Raw genomic sequence first — 18214 nt, 5'->3', positions numbered from 1 at the left:
TTAAAAAAGCAAAATAAAAAAAATGCCGGTGATTAGCACCGCGCTCCGGGCAGGGGCGCGAACGGGCTTTTGTTGCCTGATCGCCGGGCCTGGGGAAGGCGTCACAAGCAAAACGAACAGGGAAGCCAAATTCGTTGGGGACGAAGAATGAAAAAGCGACATTTGTTGGCCTCGGCGGCCTTCACCTTGAGCAGCCTGGCCCTGGGGCCAGCACTGGCGCAGACATCGTCCAGCCAGGACACCGACAAGACGGCGCAGTCGGAAAGCACCGACCTTGAGCCCATCATCGTCACCGGTACGCGGCTCAAGACCCAATACAACGGCGACCGTCCCATCCAAATCGTCCGGCCGGAAGACGGCTTGAATGCAGGGCTGGTCGATACCGTGGGCCTGCTGAGCCGATCGACGGCGACTGGGTCGCAGCAGGTCAACAACCACCTGTCGGCCACGGGCGCCGGCGGCGCCGTGTCGGTCGGTGGCACCAACGCCAACACCATCGGCCTGCGCGACCTGGGTGCCACCCGGACCCTGACCCTGATGGATGGCCGGCGCCTGACCCCGGCCGGCGTGGGCAGCCAGGTTGGGCCGGTGGATTTGAACGTGGTGCCCGCGTCCATCATCGACCATATCGAGGTGCTGACGGACGGCGCATCGTCCATTTACGGATCGGACGCCGTCGCTGGCGTGGTGAACATCATCACCCGCCGCGCCTCCGATGGCCTGGAAGTCAACGCCTACAGCACCGTGAATACCAAGGGCGGTGGCAACTATCGCCAGGGTTCCCTGTTCTGGGGCAAGGAATTCGGCGGCGGCTACATCAACATCGGCGCGGAATTCAACGATCAGCAGTCCCTGAAGGTCCGGCAGCGCCCGGAAACGGCCTGCGCGCAAGACTATGTCTATAATCCCACCACGGGCGCGCGCATGGATCTGCAGGATCAGAACGGCGCCATCAAATGCCGGAACCTGAACCCCACCGGCGTGTTCTTCGACGAAACCTTTTATCTCGGCTGGTTCCAGTACGACCCGACCTTGTCCAAGGCCCAATATCCCGCCGCGGCCCTTAATCTGAGACGGTCCTTGCCGGACTGGGTGCGGGTGGCGCGCGGGGGCTATCCAGACACCTACCCGTACGGCACCTCCAATTCCGAGGCCTACCAGAACGCGGACTCCATTTCGCCCCTGCGCCGTTCCTCCGTCTATGTGTCCGGGGCCTACAAGTTCGACAACGGCATCGAGGCGTATGGCAACCTGCTGCTGAACCGACGGGAGTCTGAATCGAACTCCTGGATGTTCCTTTATCCCATTCTGGATCCCACCAATCCCAACAACACGGTGGCCAACGGCCTGATCAACGCGAGCGGGGGCAACTCCTCCGGCGCGGTTCAGGTCCAGATGAACATGCCGTACAAGTCCACGCAGACGGTCAACTATGGCCAGGCGACCGCGGGCTTGCGTGGCGCCATACCGTCCGTGCTGTTCCTGAAGGATGTCAGTTGGGACGTGAGCACGCAGTATGGGCGATCGGACGGCACCTACAGCCAAAACTTCTTTTACAATGATCGGCTTCAGGCCACCACCGGCCCCGGCACGGCGTGCGATCCCTCGCTGATCACCATCTCGGGGCCTGTCTCCTGCGTTTCCATCCCGTGGCTGGATCCCCGCTTCCTGGTTGACCAGAACTGGACACCGCAAGAGCGCGCCTTCCTGCAAGGCAGCGAAAAAGGCCACACCACCTATGACCAGGCCAGCCTGGACGGGTCGGTGTCGGCCTCGCTGTTCAAATTGCCGGCGGGCACGGTGGACTTGGCGACCGGCTTCGCCCTGCGCTATCAGCGGCTGGACGATGTGCCGGGCGCCAACGCCCGCGCCAGCAATTATTTCGGCTTTAGCACGGCCGGCGTGACCGAGGGGTCGGACACGGTGCGCGAACTTTTCGCGGAAATGGGCGTGCCGATCCTGGCCGACCTGCCGATGGTCAACAAGCTGAACCTGAACCTGTCTGGCCGGTACACCGACTATCGAAGCTACGGATCGGACACGACCTACAAGGTCGGCCTGAGTTGGCAGGTCATTCCCGAGGTCACCTTCCGCGGCTCCATGGGCACCTCGTTCCGCGCGCCGACGCTGTACGAACTGTATCTGGCCAACCAGACCAGCTTCTTCCCCTACTCCGATCCCTGCGTCCGCTATGGCGATACGGGCAATCCGTCGCTGACGAAGAACTGCTCCGCCTTGGGCATCCCGTCAGATTTCCAGACCAGCACCGGCAGCATCCTGGCCACCCAGGGCGGCGGCAAGGGTGACCTGAAGGCCGAGACGTCGCGCAACTACACGGTCGGCGCGGCCTTCCGGCCCCGCTTCGCCGACCTGCAGGTCGCGGCGGATTACTATGACATCAACGTCAAGAACGAGGTCGCCGCGTACGGCGTCAACGCCATTATCAACCAGTGTTACAATAGCCCGGCGCAGTCCGGGAACGTCTTCTGCAGCAAGGTCACGCGCGACCCGACCACCCATATCATCACCGCCGTGGACAACCGTCTGGTCAATCTATCGCGGGAACGCAACCGGGGCGTGGACCTGTCGGTCGATTACGGCGTCGAGGTACCCTTCGGCCGGCTAGGCGTGACGGGCGCCTGGACCTGGACGGTCCAGCACACCCTGCATCGGGATGAGACATCCAGCCTGGACATCAATGGCCTCAGCGGCAACCCCATGACCAATGGTTGGGTCGAGGGCAGCATCCAGCACGGCGCCTGGCAGCTGTTCTACGGTATCAACTACATAGGCCCGACCAACGACGCCCGCCTCTACAGCAATGGGGACCTGATGACCTATTGCGGCGCGTACGCCGGCCTGACCACCTACGGCAACCGCAACAACTGCGCCCAGGTGCGGGAACTGCTGCGGGTGTCCTCATACATCACGCACTACATGTCCGTCCGCTGGCAGATGGACGACAGCATGCGGCTGCAACTGGGCGTGAGCAACCTGTGGGACAAAAAGCCCCCGGTCGAAGGCTCGGACAGCTACACCTACCGCACCGGTTCCGTGCCAAGCACCCTTTACAACTTGACCGGCCGGTCCGTCTTCGCCCGCGTCAGCAAGACGTTCTGACCGATGGATCAAAGGCTGGCGGCCCCGACAGAAGGCCGCCAGCCTTTCCCGACACACCGTTCGGACGTCAGAACTTGGTGTCCAGCCGGATATAGACCTGCCGGCCCAGCGCATCCTCCAGGCTGGGCAGATAGCCGGTGAACTTGGCCCAGGGCGGATCGCGGTCCAGCAGGTTGACCGCGCCGACACTGACCCGCACGGAGTCGGTCGCCTGGAAGGCGTATTGCGCGTCCCACACCACCCAGGACCCCACCGTGGCGGAGCTGGCGGCCCCCAGGTTCACGCCGTAATCGTCGACCACGCCGGAGGTGTAGCGCATGGTCACCGTGGCGGTATGGGGGCCGTGTTCCCAGGTCAGATAGGTGTTGTCGCGCCAGCGCGGCGTGACCGGAGCGAAGCTGTTGGCGTTGCGATGCCCCACCACCTCGTACACGGGGCCGCCAGGACTGTTCTGGATCTCATAGCTGTGGATGTAGGCCAGCGTGCTGCGCAGGGTCAGCTGGTGGTCATCCAGGTCCCAGGTATACGCGGCGGAGACGTCGATGCCGTCCGTGGTCACGGCCCCGGCGTTGAAGTAGCCGACATTGACGCCCACCAAGGTGCCGCTGGCGTCGCGGATGACGGCCGGCCCCGTGGGGTCGGCATTGATCACCGCCTGCGCGTTCTGCAGGGCGATCTTTTTCTTGAAGTCATAACTCCAGTAATCGACCGAGACCTCGGCATGGCGGATGGGACTCCAGGTGATGCCCAGGTCGTAGTTGGTGGAGGTTTCCGGCTGCAGCTTGTTGTTAGGCACGGTGTTGACGTTGCGGAACGTCCCCTTGTCGCCGGCCACCAGCGGATCATACAGGTTGGAGGTGCCGCTGGTCGCCGCACTGCCCACCGACTGCGCCAGGGCCGGCGCGCGGAAGGCGGTGCTGGCGGCGGCGCGGAGGGTCAGTTCCGGCGTGGCGTGCCAGTTGACACCAATCTTGGGATCGACGCTGTCGAAGGGGCCGTAATCCTCATACCGGATGGCGGTGTCGACATAGAGGTCCTTCAGGATGGGCAGGCCCAGCTCGGCAAAACCGCTGCCGATCTGGCGTGTGCCTGACCCCGACACCCCTGGCGGCAGGTAGGCGGTGCGGCCACTGATGCGGAAGGCGTCATAGAGGATGGAACGGTATTCGTTGCGGAACTGCCCGCCCACGGCCAGCGCGCTGGTGCCGCCCGGCAGCTCGAACAGCTTCCCCGTCACCACCCCCTCCGCGATCATGTATTCGGAGACGGTGCGCGAGGTGGTGTAGGTGAAGAACTGGTCGATGACCGCCTGGCTGTTGACCTTCTGGTCCTTGCCGAAGGGGCTGAAGTAGGAACAGCCGTTGGTGCCGGGGGCGAAGCTGGCGGTACCGCTGAAGGACACCGGACAGCCGGCGCCACCATAGCCGTTGACGGCGTATTGCAGCGACACCAGGTCGGTTTCCTTGACGTCGTAGACCTGCTGCTCGCGGGAATAGACGCCGTCCAGCGAGTATTCCCAGTCGCCCCACAGCTTGCCCTTGGCGCCCATTACCAGATGGGTGCCGGTCAGGTTGGTCTTGTCATCGTCGTAAGGGCCGTTCACGCCCATGACGCGGCCCAGAAACGTGACGGGGACGCCGAAGGGATTGCCGGGGTTGTTGGCGGGCACGATGATGTTGCCCCGGGTGATCGGCGTGCTGGCCACGCCGTAGCGGTCGGAATCCTGGACGTAATACCGGCCTTCAAAAAACAGATGCTGGGTGTCCGTCAGGTCGTAGGTGCCGCGCACGTGCGACAGCACCTGCTTGTAGGCCGGCTGGATGGGGTTCATGGCCTGATAGCTGAACTGGCAGGCGCCCAGCGGGAAACGGCTGCCCACAAACACGCCGCCGGTGCCCGGCACGTCGCAGCTGGGGTCCGCCACCTGCACGTTCCTGGTCGCAGCCGCCGTTGGACTGGCCCCGCCCGCCAGCCGGGCGGCCACGGTGTTGTTGTACAGCTGGGTATAGTTGATGGCGCCGTTGACGCCATTGTCGATGATGACGTCGCCGCCATTGGCGGTGTGCGGGGCCGACGACAGGATGAAGTTGCCCGGCTGCGACGTACCCGACGGGCTGTAGAAGTTCGTCACCCGGCGTTGGGAGTTCTGCAGGTTCTTCTGGTGTTCGTAGCTGAACGAGCCGACGATATGGAAGCGGTCGTTGCCGCCGCCATACATCCCTTCCGCCAGATATTTCGGCGCCCCGTCGATGAAGGTGTACTGCCCGCCCGCGGCCACGCCGTTGAACTTGTCATCGGTGATGAAGTTCATGACGCCGGCGATGGCGTCCGAGCCATACAGGGCCGACGCCCCGTCCAGCACCGTTTCCACCCGCTGGATCTCGATCAGCGGCACCAGGGTGTTCAGGTTGACGTAGGGATTGAGGTTGCCGTCGGTGTCCGTGGCCGCGGTGCGGTGGCCATTCAGCAGCACCAGCGTGGAGGACGGCCCCAGGCCGCGCAAATTGGCGGAGCGGGAGCCGTGGTTTTCCGGTCCGCCCTTGGACAAATCCTGCGCGCCCCCCATGCTACCAATATTGGCGGGGGTCAGGTTGGTCAGTTGGCTGAGGTTGCTGACGCCCGAGCGGTTGATGGCGTCACGGTCCAGGGTCTGGGTGGGATCGGGTATGTCAGCCTGGCTTTTCACCTTGAGATAGGTGCCGGTGACAACGATTTCCGCAATACCGTCATCCGCCTGATCAGCATCCTTTTGCTGCGCCGTCGCGGTTGAAATCCCCGCGCATAAATAAACCATCGCTGCCACCGAAACGGTGGCGCGCAGGTGGGTTGTCAATTTGCACGTGGATACACTTCTGGATTTCATTATCACCCTCCCCGATCGGCGTTTTATGCCAGCCTGCGCTGGCGGCGCCTTCTCTATTCATGGGGAGTATTGTGGTCGGCGTTAGATTTGTAAAATTTGTTTTTTGCATGCATTAATATGCAATATTTATCAATAGCCGTCGCATAATTGCCATTTCCAGTCAGGCACCCATGGCTGCGGCGATTGTGATGAATGACCCTGGCGTGATAAGGAATTTATATGGATGTCAATCTTCGGCAGATCCGCGCCTTTCTGGCGGTGGTCGGGCTTGGCGGCTTCACCCGGGCCGCGGCCGCGCTGAACATTTCCCAGCCCGCCCTGACCATCCGCATCCGCCAGCTGGAGGACCAGATCGGCCTGCGCCTGTTCGACCGCAACACCCGGTCGGTGCAGCTGACGCGCGTGGGCCAGGAACTGTTGCCCGTGTTCCAGCGCCTGATGAAGGATTTCGACAGCGCCATGGCCGACATCCGGGAATTCTCGGAAGAGCCACGCGGCACCATTCGGGTCGCCGTCCTGCCCAGCTTCGCCGCCGGCCCCCTGCCCGCCCTGATCGCGGACTTCCGCGCCCGCAATCCCCGCGTCTCCTTCGTGCTGAAGGACGCGGTGGGCAAGCGGGTGCTGGCCATGGTGCGCAATGAGGAGGTGGACTTCGGCATCGGCGTCGGCGGCCTGGATGAGCCGGACCTGGACACCATCGACGTCTGCGAGGATCGGCTGGTGCTGGTCTATCCCCGGGGCCACGCGGCGGGTGAGTTGCCCCTGGCCTCCGTGCCCGTCATTTCCCAATTCCCGCTGGTGCTGATGGACAAGGACACCAGCGTTCGCCGCCTGGTGGATGAGGCCTTCGCCGGCGCCGGTTCCATCGCCACCCCGGCATGCGAGGCGACGTACATGTCCACGGCGGTCAGCATGGTGCGCGCCGGCCTGGGCCTGGCCATCCTGCCGGCCTCCGCCATCGAGCTTCGGGGCTTTGCCGACATCGCCACGCGGCCCATCGACGATGCCGGCTTCGTCCGCCGCATCGTCATCATCAAGCGCCGGGGCAGCTCGCTGCTGCCGGCGGTGGAGGAATTCACCAAGGTGCTGCTCGCGGCGGCCAATTCCTGCGCCGCGACGCCGGGCCCTTGCCTAGATGTGGAGTGTCATCAGGTTGTCCCGATCGAGGCCGATGCGGCTGATGGGCGGCAATGATTTTAGGCTGCTGTGTGGTCGATGCCAGTTGTATCGGTGCAGCCAGGCGGGCAATTCGGCGGCGCGCCCGTCTGAGGAGGGATACGCCTTTGCGTAGGCCCACTCCCGCAGGGCGGTTTGAATGAAGCGCTCGGCCTTGCCGTTGGTTTTCGGGGTGTAGGGTTTTGTCCTGATGTGTTTCAGGCCCAACTCGGCACAGGCGTCGCGGAAGGCGAAGGCCCTGTAGCAGGAACCGTTATCGGTCATGACGCGGGTGACCTTTATGCCCAGGCTGGCGTAGTAGGCGACCGCGGCCTTGAGGAACGGGACGGAGCTTTGGGTTGTCTCGTCTTTCATGATCTGGCTGAACGCCAAGCGTGAGGCGTCATCGATGCAGACGTGGACGAACTCCCAGCCGACGCCTCGGCTGTTGCTCTGGCCAGTACGGTCGCCGGTGATGCGATGGCCGACTTTCTCGAAGCGGCCCAGCTTCTTGATGTCCAGATGGATCAGTTCGCCTGGTGCCTTGCGCTCATAGCGGATGACCGGTTCCTGCGGTTGAAGGTCTTTGGCGCGGCTGAGTTTCGCAGCCCGGAGGACACGGCTGACCGTTGAGCAGGAGACCCCAGCTTCCTGGGCGATTTGCTTTCCCGACCAAGCGCTGCCGGCGCGAAGCGATGATCTGTTCCACCACGGCCGGCGGTGTGGGCTTGCGCAGTCGGTGCGGCCTGGAGGACCGGTCCTCCAGGCCGGGCAGGCCCATGGCCTGGTACCGTTCAACCCATTTCCTGACGGTCTTCGCCGTCGTGCCGAAGGCTGTCGCCACGGCCTGAACGCCGTCGCCGGCGAGCACTCGCCGAACCAACTCGGCTCGACCCCTTGGCGTCAATCGGGCATTCTTGTGCACGTTCACTCGATCCTCCCGAGGATTGCTGAAGCTTCGCAACCTCAGCTTCCTCCGGCAGGATCGAGTGGACAACCTATTGGCAACTCACACCTAGATGTCGAGGTCCAGGATGGCGGAACCGAGGCACTTGCCGTGGGCGTCCAGGGCCAGTGACCGCGTGACGCCGCCGCCCAGCGCGCGGGTCAGGACGAAATTCAGCGCCCCCAGACCGGGCAGGGCATAGCGCACCACCTCCCCCTGCACCAGCGCGCCCAGGTGCTGGCGCACCCGCTCAACCGTCACCGTCGCCTCCAGCAGAGCGTAGTCTTCGGCACGGTAGGCGATGACGGAGATGTTGGAGGTATTGCCCTTGTCCCCCGTGCGGGAATGGGCCAGATCGCGCAGCTTCATGGCGTAACCTCCATCAGGTGGACCTGGGGGGTGACCAGGTCGCGGGGGATCAGCGTGGACTGCACGGCGATAACTTCCTTCGCGGTCTTGGTGGCACCGCCGCCGCCGGCCGGGCCGTTGGTGTAAAGGCCTTCCACCTCATTGCCGATGCGCTCCGCCTCCTTCAGGGTGTGGGTGCGGCCGGCGACGCGCAGGCGAACCTCGTAGGGCTCGGGGGCCGTCGCCGACAGCTCGGGCCCATGGATGGCGTCCACCCCGATAAGGTCCAGCCGCACCTCGCGCAGGGGCAGGCCAATGATGCGCAGGCGCTCCGCCACGATGTCACGGGCCAGGCGCGCCCGCGCCAGGGCCCCTGGCCCGGCGTAGGAGATCTGGCCCTCGCCGATGTAGCCGTCGCTGTACCCCAGCGAAACCTTGAGGCTATCGGGCCGGGCGTCTCCCTGGGCCCCCGCCACCCGCACCCGGTCGTGCCCCAGTTCGGTGATGGTCACACCGCTGAAATCGGCTGTGACGTCGGGGGTCAGATACCGCGCGGGGTCATGCACCTCATACAGCAGCTGCTCCCGGCAGGTGGCGGCGCTGATCAGGCCGCCGCTGCCGGCGACCTTGGTGATGGTCGCGGCGCCGTCGGCCCCCACCTCGGCGATGGGGAAGCCCAGGCGCGCCAGGTTGAGCACGTCCTTGTAGCCCGGATCGGCGAAATAGCCGCCACTGACCTGGCCCGCGCATTCCATCAGGTGTCCCACCAGGGTGCCCTTGCCCATCAGGGACCAGTCATCCGCCGCCCAGCCGAATTCGTGGATCAGCGGCGCCAGGAACAAGGACGGGTCGGCCACCCGGCCGGTGATGACCACGTCCGCCCCCGCCTTCAGCGCCCGCACGATGGGATCGGCCCCCAGATAGGCGTTGGCCGACACCAGACTGTCCGACAGGCCGGAAACGGGGGCGCCCGTCTCCTCCAGCGCCAGATCGCCGCGAGCGCGGATCACGCCGGTCACATCGTCGCCCGTGACAACGGCGATCCGCATCGGCGCCAGGCCCAGGAACCGCGCCATTGCGGCCACGGCGGCACCCGCGGCGTGGGGATTGGCGGCCCCCATGTTGGTGATGATGCTGATGCCGTTGCGTCGGCAGGCGGGAAGGACGGCGGCCATGCGGTCGACCAACAAGGGATCGAAGCCGGCGGACGGGTCGCGCCGCTTGGCCAACTGGGCCAGGGCGATGGTCCGTTCCGCCAGGCATTCGAAGACCAGGTAGCGGATGTCCCCCGCCTCGGCCAATTCCACCGCCGGCTCGATACGGTCGCCGGAATAGCCGGCACCGGTGCCTAGTCTGACGCGCTTCAACGCGGGGGCCTCCTGGTCACAGTCTTCAGAGGGGCAGCACGCCGATGACGACGGCCACCACCGTCATCAACAGCGTGGCGCCGAACAGATAGGGGATGCTGAATTTCTGGTGTTCCCCCAGCCCGATGCCGGTCAGCCCGATCACCAGGAAGGTGGCGGGCGTCAGGGGGCTGACGGGGAAGCCGGTGGTCATCTGGCCCAGCACCGCCGCCTGCGCCACGTGCACGGGCTGTCCCCCCAGGTCGGCATGGACGGAGGCGATGACCGGCAGGATGCCGAAGTAAAAGGAGTCCGGGTCGAACAGCAGGCTGAGCGGCATGGACAGCACGCCCAGGATGACAGGGATGTGCCCGGCCATGCCCTGGGGCATCACCGACACCGCGGCCGCCGCCATGGCCTTCAGCATGCCGCTGCCCTGCATGATGCCGGTGAAGGCGCCAGCGGCCAGCAGGATGCCGGCCATCATCAGCGCCGCCTTGGCGTGGGCGTCCACCCGGCGGCGCTGTTCGGCCACGTCGGGATAGTTCAGCACCAGGGCCACCACCGTGCCCAGCATGAACATGACCACCGGATCGACCCAGCCGCCCACCATGACCGTCATCACGGCGATGGTCAGGACCAGGTTCACCCAGAACAGCCGGGGGCGACGCAGCGCCCGCTCCTCCGCCGTCAGCGGCCGGTCGGCCACCGGGACGACAGCGGCACCCGGCAGCGTTCCAGCCAGGGCCAGGCGCCGTTCCTCCCGCCGGCCCAGCCACCAGGCGGTGGCGAAGACGAAGGCCAGGCCCGCCACCTGAACCGGCACCAACGGCCGGAAGATGTCGGACACGGGCAGATGCAACGCCGCCGCGGCACGGATCATGGGCCCCGTCCAGGGCAGGAAATTGACCCCCGCCGCCATCGAGGTGACGCAGGCCAGGACGCGCCGGTCCATGCCCAGCCGGTCGAACAGTGGCAATAGGGCGGGAATGGTGACCAGGAAAGTCACCGCCCCCGACCCGTCGAGATGGATCAGCAGGGCCAGAAAGGCGGCCCCCACGGTGATGCGCCAGGGCCGGTGCCCCACCAGGCGCAGAATGCGGCCGATGATGGGGTCCAACATGCCGGCATCGGTGACCACCCCGAAATAGAGGATGGCGAAGACGAACATGCCGGCGACGGGGGCGATGGCCTTGATCCCGTCCAGGATGAAGCGGCTGGTTCCCAGCCCGAAGCCGCCCAGCAGCGCGCCAACGACCGGCACGGCGATCAGGGCCACCAGCGGCGACAGCCGGTTGCCCAGGATGGTCAGGAACAGGACGGTGACCGTGCCGAAACCCAGTACCGCGAGCATGCCCATCCCCCCTTTGCCGTCCCCGCCTCCGGTTCCGCCCGGACGTCAGGGCCGATCGGCGCCTGATCATTACGCTTCTAGGGTTAGGGAGAAAGACTCGATAAGGGAAATAGATTTGTTCTATATTTATGATATAAAAAATTAATTAATTCCATCCTGCGTCACCCCGGCGGCTTTCGGCGATAACTAAAATCTATCAATCGCATAAAGTTAATCTAATTCCTTCAAGAGCGCCCGCATGGCATTCCCAAGGACAACGAACAGAATGGGACGGGAGGACGCGATGCGGGCGATGAATTGGACGGCGGCGGGCGCGCTGATGGTATGGGCGCTGGCCGCACCGGCGGCCAAGGCCGCGGCCCCAACCACAGACTGCGCCAGCTTGGCCGGACGCACCCTACCCGAGGCCCGCGTCCTGTCGGCGGAAGCTATTACCGCCGGTCGCTACAAGGCGCCTGACGGCACCGTCACCTTCCCCGACCTGCCCGCGTTCTGCCGGGTGGTGGCCCTGGCGGAAACGGATGTGAAGGTGGAAGTTTGGCTGCCCCAAGCCGGATGGAACGGCCGGTTCCAGGGGGTGGGCAACGGCGGTTTCGCTGGCAACTTCAGCTATTACGCCATGGGCCCGGCCCTGCGCGCGGGCTATGCCGTGGCCGGCACCGATACGGGCCATGGCCCGGCGGAGGGCAAACCGGGCACCCGCCTGGATTGGATGCATGACCCGACGCAGTTGGCCAACTGGGGGCACAACTCCATCCACCGCATGACCATCGCCGCCAAGGCCATCGTCGCCGCCCACTACGGCACGCCGGCCGCCCACGCCTATTTCGAGGGCTGTTCCACCGGCGGCGCCCAGGCCATGACGGAGGCGGAGTATTTCCCCGGCGACTATGACGGCATCCATGCCGGCGCGCCGGGCATGAACTACACGCGCCTGATGATGAGCTTCCTGTGGAGTTCGCGGGCGACGCTGCTGGATCCCGCCAGCACCCTGCCAGCGGAGACGCTGGCCCTGCTGCACAAGGCGGTGCTGACCGCCTGCGACGCCGCCGACGGTGTCAAGGACGGGGTGATCGAGAACCCGCCGGCCTGCCATTTCGACCCGGCCACCCTGCAATGCCCCGCCGGTGCCACAGACACTGCCGCCTGCCTGACGGCACCGCAGGTGACGGCTGCGCGCGCGCTGTACGCCGGCCCCCGCAACCCACGCACGGGCGAGGCCATTTATCCCGGCCTGGTGCCGGGCAGCGAATGGGGTTGGGACCTGCAGCAGGGCAAGCTGCTGGAAGCCTACGTCATCCCCCTGTTCCAGAACATGGTCTACGATAACCTGTCGTGGCGCTGGCAAGACTTCGACTTCGACCATGACGTGACGCTGACGGACGAAAAGGTCGGCGCCACCATCACCGCCGTCTCCCCCGACCTGTCGGCCTTCCAGGCGCGGGGCGGCAAACTGATCATGAGCCAGGGCTGGGCCGACCAGCTGAACGCCCAGACCTATCCCATCCACTATTACCACGCCGTGGCGGGCACGCCCGACCCGGCCCAGGCGCGGGCGCGGCTGGGCGGCTATTTCCGGCTGTTCATGGCGCCGGGCATGGGCCATTGTTTCGGCGGCCCCGGCCCCAACCGCTTCGACGCGGTGGCGGCGTTGCGCGCCTGGGTAGAACAGGGCAAGGCGCCTGAGTGGCTGGTGGCGGCCAAGCACGCCGATGACCGCGACCCCACCTCCGCCGTGCTGCGGACCCGGCCGCTATGCCCCTACCCCAGCGTCGCCCGGTGGTCGGGCAAAGGGTCCAGCGATGAGGCCGCCAACTTCACCTGCGCCGCGCCCCAGTGAAGGGCGCCCAGTGAAGGGGGTATGGCGATCCCGCCTCACTCGGCGGGCATGCGCAGCACCGGCTTCACCGTACGGCCCGTTTCGGAATCCCGGATGGCCTGGTTGATCTCCGCCAAGGGATAGAAGGTGATCAGCCGGTCGAAGGGGAACTGGCCGGCGAGATACAGGCCCACCAACGTTGGAATGAAGCGGTGGGGATCGGCGTCGCCCTCGACGATGCCGCGAATGGTGCGGCCGCCGCTCATGAGGTGGCCGCCGTCCACCGGCAAGGGCTGGCCGAAGGGCATGGCGCCGACCAGGCCGCAGACACCGCGCGGCGCCAGGCAGCGCACGGCGTCGCCGACAACCGGCAGGCGGGCGGTGGTGTCGAGGGCGAAGTCGACGCCGACCCCGCCGGTCAGCGCCATGATCTCATCCACCACGGCGGCGCGGCTGGCGTTGAAGACATGGGTGGCGCCTAGTTCCAGCGCCAGGTCCAGCCGGGCGTCCACGAGATCGACGGCGATGATGGGGGAAGCCCCCGCTACCCGCGCCGCCATCACGGCGCTGAGCCCCACCGCGCCGGCGCCAAAGACGGCCAGGGAGCGGCCCTGGGGCACCTTCAAGGCGTTCAGGACCGCGCCCGCCCCGGTGAGGATGCCGCAGCCCAGCGGCCCCAGGATGTCCAGGGGCACGGTGGAGGGAACCTTGACCACGTTGCGCTCATGGCACAAGGCATGGGTGGCGAAGGACGACTGGCCGAAAATATTGGCGCCGAGGGTCTGCCCCGCCCAGCCCAGGCCGCTGCTGCCATCGATACGCCGGCCACTGAAGTTGCGGCCGAAGAAGTCATGGCAATAGGCCGGCAGGTGGTCGTTGCAGGAGGGGCAGGCGCCGCAGGAATTGAAGCTCATGACCACGCGGTCGCCGGTTGCGACGCCCGTCACCCCCTCCCCCACCCGGACGACGATACCCGCCCCCTCATGCCCCAGGACCGCCGGCGGCGGCACCGGCAGTTCCTGATCGCGCATGGCCATGTCGGTATGGCAGACGCCGGTGGCGACCACGCGCACCAGCACCTCCCCCGGGCGGGGGTCCTCGATCTCCACGGTTTCCAGGGTCAGCGGGGCCTTGATGCCGTGGGCCACGGCGGCGGTGATCTGCATGGGGAAAGGAATCCTTGACGTCTCACAGGGGCGAAAGGTGGGCGTTCACATGGGATAGGCTGGCGCCTGCGGCTGGGTGGTGACCCAGCGCCAGGTGCTGAATTCCTCCCAGTTCGCCGGGCCGCTGATGCGGCTGCCGTTGCCGGACGCGCCCATGCCGCCGAATGGCGCCTGCGGCTCGGCCACCACCGTCTGGTCATTGATGTGGACATGGCCGGCGCGCAGCCGGGCACCGACCCGCGTGGCCCGGTCCACCGAACCGCCGATGACACCGGCGGCCAGCCCGTAATCGCCCCGGTTGGCCAAGTCCACGGCCTGGTCCTCCGTGGCGAAGGCGGTCACCACCGCCACCGGGCCGAAGATTTCCTCATCGAAAGCCGGCATGCCCGGCGCCACCCCCGCCAGCACCGTGGGGGCGTAGCAGCGGCCGTCGTGGGTACCGCCGGTCACCAGCGTCGCGCCCGCCGCCACGCTGGCCTTCACGATGGCATCCACCCGCGCCACCTGGCCGGGGTCGATCAGGGGGCCGATGATGGCGCCGTCCAGCGGGTCCCCCACCGGCAGCGCCTGGGCCTTGGCGGCCAAGCGGGCGACCAGGGCATCGTGCAGGCCCTGATGCACCAGGATGCGCCCCGTACTCATGCAGATTTGGCCCTGGTGCAGCCAGGCGCCCCAGGCGGCGTTGGCGGCGGCCAGCTCCACATCCGCATCCTCCAGGATCAGCAGCGGGTTCTTGCCGCCCAGTTCCAGTTGCACCCGCTTCAGGTGGCGCCCCGCCAGCTCGCCCACCTTTCGGCCGGCGCCGGTGGAGCCGGTGAAGGTGATCATGGCGATGTCAGGATCGGCGCACAGCGCCTGCCCCACCTCCGCCCCGCCGGGCAGGACATGCAGCAGGCCGGGCGGCAGGCCGGCGGCGGCGAAGGCCTGCGCGATCAGGAAGCCGCCGCTGACGGGGGTGCGGGGGTCGGGCTTCAGCACCACGGCATTGCCGGCGGCCAGCGCCGGCGCCACCGCCCGGATGGATAGAACCAGCGGGAAGTTGAAGGGGGAGATCACCCCCACCACACCCAGTGGAACCCGCTCCGCCACGCTGGTCCGCGCAGGGGTGGACGCCAGGATGCGCCCGCCCGGTTCCAGCGCCATGGCGGCGGCATGGCGCACGAAGCCCACCGCGTGCTGGCCCTCCACCGCCGCCTTGGGTGCGGAGGACCCGCTTTCCCGCATCAGCCAACGCGACACCACCTCCGCCATGTCCGCCAGGGCGCGGGCAGCGGCCTCCAGGACCTGGGCGCGCGCCTCGCCGCCCCGGGCGGCCCAGTCGGCCTGCGCCGCCGCCGCCGCCCGCGCCGCCGCGCGCGCATCCGCCGGTTCGGCCCGGCCCACGGCGATCAAGGGGCGGCCGGTGGCCGGCTCCACCACGTCGATGACGCCGCCCGCCAGCGCCGGGGTCCAGGCGCCGGTGTACAGCCGGCCGCTCCACGGCCCGTCCATCATTTGCGTGTCCATGTCGGATGGTCCTGTTCTGGCTCAGTATTTGTACTTGAGCGTGGCGTACCATTGGGCCGGCGGGCTGTAGGTGCCGAAGATGACGCCGGCGGCGTCGTTCTCGTTGCCGGTGGTCAGGTAGCGGTCGTTGGTGATGTTGCTACCGCCCACGGTGGCCTGCCAGCGCTCGTCCGCCGTGGTGTAGGTGACGGAGGCGTTCACCACGTTGGTCGATTGCCGTTCCAGCAGCGCAGTGTTGGCGGTGTCGTTGTACATCGGGTTGGTGTGGGTGTAGTCGACGGTGAACCGCAGGCTGGCGCCGTTGGCGAGGTCCGCGGTGTAGGCCGGGCTGATGCTGAACTTCAGGTCCGGCGTCTTGGGCAGGCGGCTGTCCAGGGTGACGCCCACCACCCGGGGATCGACGCTGGTGTAACGGGCATGCAGATAGCCCAGCGTGCCGTCCAGGGTGAAACCACCGCCCAGTACGGCCTGGGCCTCCACCTCCCCGCCCCAGATTTCGGCGTCGCCGGCATTATGCAGGGTGGGTGAAACGCCTTCCTGGAAGTTCAGCTGGATACCAGTGTAGTCGGTGTGGAAACCGGCCACGTTGAGCCGCAGGTGCCGGTCCAGCAGTTCCGACTTCACACCCAATTCCACGGTTTCCGCCTTTTCCGGGCCGAAGCCGGGGGCGGTGCCGAGGGGGTTGGACAGGCGCGTGGTCCAACTGCCCGACTTGAAACCCTTGGACCAGGAGGTATAGGCCATGACGTCGTCGGTCAGGTGGTACTCGGCCCCCAGCCGGGGCGTGAATATATAGAAGTCCTTGGTGTTGACGCCGGCGGGATAGTAGCGCAACGGCTGCCCCGCCACCGGGAAGCCCAAGGCCGCGCGGCAGGCCTCCGACACCGGATAGCAGCCGGAAATCTTGTAGTTCAGGCCGTTCAGGTCGGACTGGAAGCCCTCGAACGTCTTGTGTTCCCAGGTGTAGCGACCGCCCAGGGTCAGGCCGATGCGGTCGGTCAGCTGATAGTTCAGGTGGCTGTAGGCGGCGACCGAGGTCGTGTCCAGATTGTTGGGACCGTCCAGCTGCAGCAGCCCCTCGTCGAAGGTGACGTAGTCGTGCAGGTTGCCGCCCTCATTGAAGAAATAGAGGCCGTTGACGAAATGCAGCCGGCCATCGAACGCCTTGCCCGTCAGCTGGAATTCCTGCGACGTCTGGTGCTGGTCCATGCTGAACGACAGTTCCGCGATGGTCAGGGGGGAACCGTCGGCGTCCATGCCCGTGCGCCACAGCAGGCGGCGATAGGCGGTGATGGACTTGAGGTCCAGATCCTCGCCCAATTCCCAGTCCAGGGTGTTGGCGACGCCGTAGGATTGCAGGCGGGAGAAGCTGAGCCCGTTGCCGTAGGTCTTGTCGATATCGCCCGTCAGGAACTGGTTGCCGAAGGTCAGGCGCGGCCCCGTGGTCAGGGCCGTGCCCACCACCGCCCGGGGCACGGTGCATAGGTTGGTGAAGTTGGGATTGCCGGCCACGCCGCTGATGGCGTTCAAGGTGGCCACCGGCAGGGTGACGCAGGCGTTGTACAGGGCGGACAGGCCGCCGCCCGTCACCGTGCCCAGCAGGCTGTTGGGTGTGGCCGACTGGTCTTCCTGGGTGTAGTCGGCGACCAGGGTGTCGGTGACGCGACCCGGCCCCTTCCAGAACAGCTTGGCGCGCACGGTCTGGCTGTTCTGCCCACCCTGGGTGTCCGAGGTGCCGGAGCCGGAGCGGGAGAACGCCGCCGTGTCGGTCACCGTCCCGGCGGCACCAGGGTAGGGCACCACCTGCTGATAGCCATCCCGCCGCTTGGAAGAAACGGTAATGGTGCTGAACAGCGTGTCGCTGAGTGGAATATCGGCCGAGGCCCCGACATCGATGCGGTTCAGGCTGCCGCCGGTGATGGACGCCGTGGCGTGATAGTCCTCCGCCGGCTGCCGGGTGACGATGCTGATGGCGCCACCGATGGTGTTGCGCCCGAACAGCGTGCCCTGCGGGCCCTTCAGCACCTCGATATGGTCGACGTCCATCAGGTCGCTGTTGGCGCCGACCGTGCGCGCCAGATAGATGCCGTCGACATAGACGCCGACGCCGGGGTCCAGGTTGAAGGCGAAGTCATCCTGGCCGATGCCGCGGATGGATGCCGACAAAACCGAGGTGGAACCCGAGAAGGGTGAGCCCGCATCCAGCGTGACATTGGGCGCCAGGCCACCGATACGCTGGACATCGTCGATGCCCTTGCCCTGCAGCGCCTCGGCGGAGAAGGTGGACACCGCGATGGGAACGTCCTGGACGTTTTCCGCGCGCTTCTGCGCGGTGATGATCACTTCCTGGATCTGGTCCTGGGCGGGGGCCTTCTCCGCCGCCAAGGTCGGCGGCGACAACACCGCCGCCGACACCCCGGCCAATAGACCCAACCGCCATAGAGCGGGCTTACGCCCTTTATTCATCGCCATCCTGTCGCCTCCCGTTCCAGTCCGGGCCTTGCGTGGCCCGGTTACCGATGACGACAGGGAAGCACGGGATACGCGGCCGGATCTTGGAAGGGAGCGAAGGGGATTTGACGCCGGGCGAA

At 66.4% G+C, this 18214-nt stretch carries 10 protein-coding genes and 1 pseudogene; 3 read left to right on the top strand and 8 right to left on the bottom strand.

What is annotated here, in order from left to right:
* Positions 1-147 precede the first annotated feature (147 nt).
* On the top strand, positions 148-3120 hold the full coding sequence (locus tag UCD39_RS08140) for a TonB-dependent receptor domain-containing protein (protein WP_330495566.1): 2973 nt from the start codon (positions 148-150) through the stop codon (positions 3118-3120).
* Positions 3121-3187: 67 nt separating this feature from the next.
* On the opposite strand, the gene UCD39_RS08135 is transcribed toward UCD39_RS08140, so the two are convergent.
* Positions 3188-5914, bottom strand: coding sequence for a TonB-dependent receptor plug domain-containing protein (locus tag UCD39_RS08135; protein WP_330495565.1), 2727 nt, complete (start codon positions 5912-5914; stop codon positions 3188-3190).
* A 288-nt stretch (positions 5915-6202) separates the two neighbouring features.
* On the opposite strand from UCD39_RS08135, the gene UCD39_RS08130 reads away from it, so the two are divergent.
* Positions 6203-7177 (top strand): LysR family transcriptional regulator, encoded by a 975-nt coding sequence (locus UCD39_RS08130; RefSeq protein WP_330495564.1) that lies wholly within the window; start codon positions 6203-6205, stop codon positions 7175-7177.
* On the opposite strand, the pseudogene UCD39_RS08125 reads toward UCD39_RS08130, so the two are convergent.
* The 4 genes and pseudogenes from UCD39_RS08125 to UCD39_RS08110 form a co-directional block, all read right to left on the bottom strand.
* Positions 7115-8069 (bottom strand): annotated as a pseudogene (locus UCD39_RS08125) (IS481 family transposase). The gene UCD39_RS08130 and the pseudogene UCD39_RS08125 overlap by 63 nt on opposite strands.
* A gap of 84 nt (positions 8070-8153) precedes the next feature.
* Positions 8154-8453 (bottom strand): AtuA-related protein, encoded by a 300-nt coding sequence (locus tag UCD39_RS08120; RefSeq protein WP_330495563.1) that lies wholly within the window; start codon positions 8451-8453, stop codon positions 8154-8156.
* Positions 8450-9799, bottom strand: coding sequence for an acyclic terpene utilization AtuA family protein (locus tag UCD39_RS08115; protein WP_330495562.1), 1350 nt, complete (start codon positions 9797-9799; stop codon positions 8450-8452). The genes UCD39_RS08120 and UCD39_RS08115 overlap by 4 nt, the downstream gene beginning before the upstream one ends.
* Positions 9800-9824: 25 nt before the next feature.
* Positions 9825-11132 (bottom strand): CitMHS family transporter, encoded by a 1308-nt coding sequence (locus tag UCD39_RS08110; protein ID WP_330495561.1) that lies wholly within the window; start codon positions 11130-11132, stop codon positions 9825-9827.
* Positions 11133-11397: 265 nt separating this feature from the next.
* Here UCD39_RS08110 and UCD39_RS08105 point away from each other — a divergent pair, with 265 nt between their 5' ends.
* On the top strand, positions 11398-12972 hold the full coding sequence (locus tag UCD39_RS08105; RefSeq protein ID WP_330495560.1) for a tannase/feruloyl esterase family alpha/beta hydrolase: 1575 nt from the start codon (positions 11398-11400) through the stop codon (positions 12970-12972).
* Positions 12973-13007: 35 nt separating this feature from the next.
* Here UCD39_RS08105 and UCD39_RS08100 read toward each other — a convergent pair whose 3' ends face one another.
* Genes UCD39_RS08100 through UCD39_RS08090 form a run of 3 tightly spaced genes read right to left on the bottom strand, consistent with a single transcriptional unit; the run spans position 13008 to position 18095 of the window.
* Entirely contained in the window at positions 13008-14117 is a 1110-nt protein-coding gene (locus tag UCD39_RS08100) for an NAD(P)-dependent alcohol dehydrogenase (protein ID WP_330495559.1), read from the bottom strand.
* 45 nt (positions 14118-14162) lie between these two features.
* Positions 14163-15623: an aldehyde dehydrogenase family protein gene (locus tag UCD39_RS08095; protein ID WP_330495558.1), complete on the bottom strand. Its 1461-nt coding sequence runs from the start codon at positions 15621-15623 to the stop codon at positions 14163-14165.
* A 21-nt stretch (positions 15624-15644) separates the two neighbouring features.
* Complete coding sequence (locus UCD39_RS08090) at positions 15645-18095, bottom strand: TonB-dependent receptor (RefSeq protein WP_330495557.1); 2451 nt, start codon at positions 18093-18095, stop codon at positions 15645-15647.
* Between the last annotated feature and the right edge of the window lie 119 nt (positions 18096-18214).

The sequence above is a fragment of the Nitrospirillum karajorum genome (genome assembly GCF_036348415.1).
GTDB classification, from domain to species: domain Bacteria; phylum Pseudomonadota; class Alphaproteobacteria; order Azospirillales; family Azospirillaceae; genus Nitrospirillum; species Nitrospirillum amazonense_B.
This window is presented reverse-complemented; position numbering and strand designations above follow the sequence as displayed.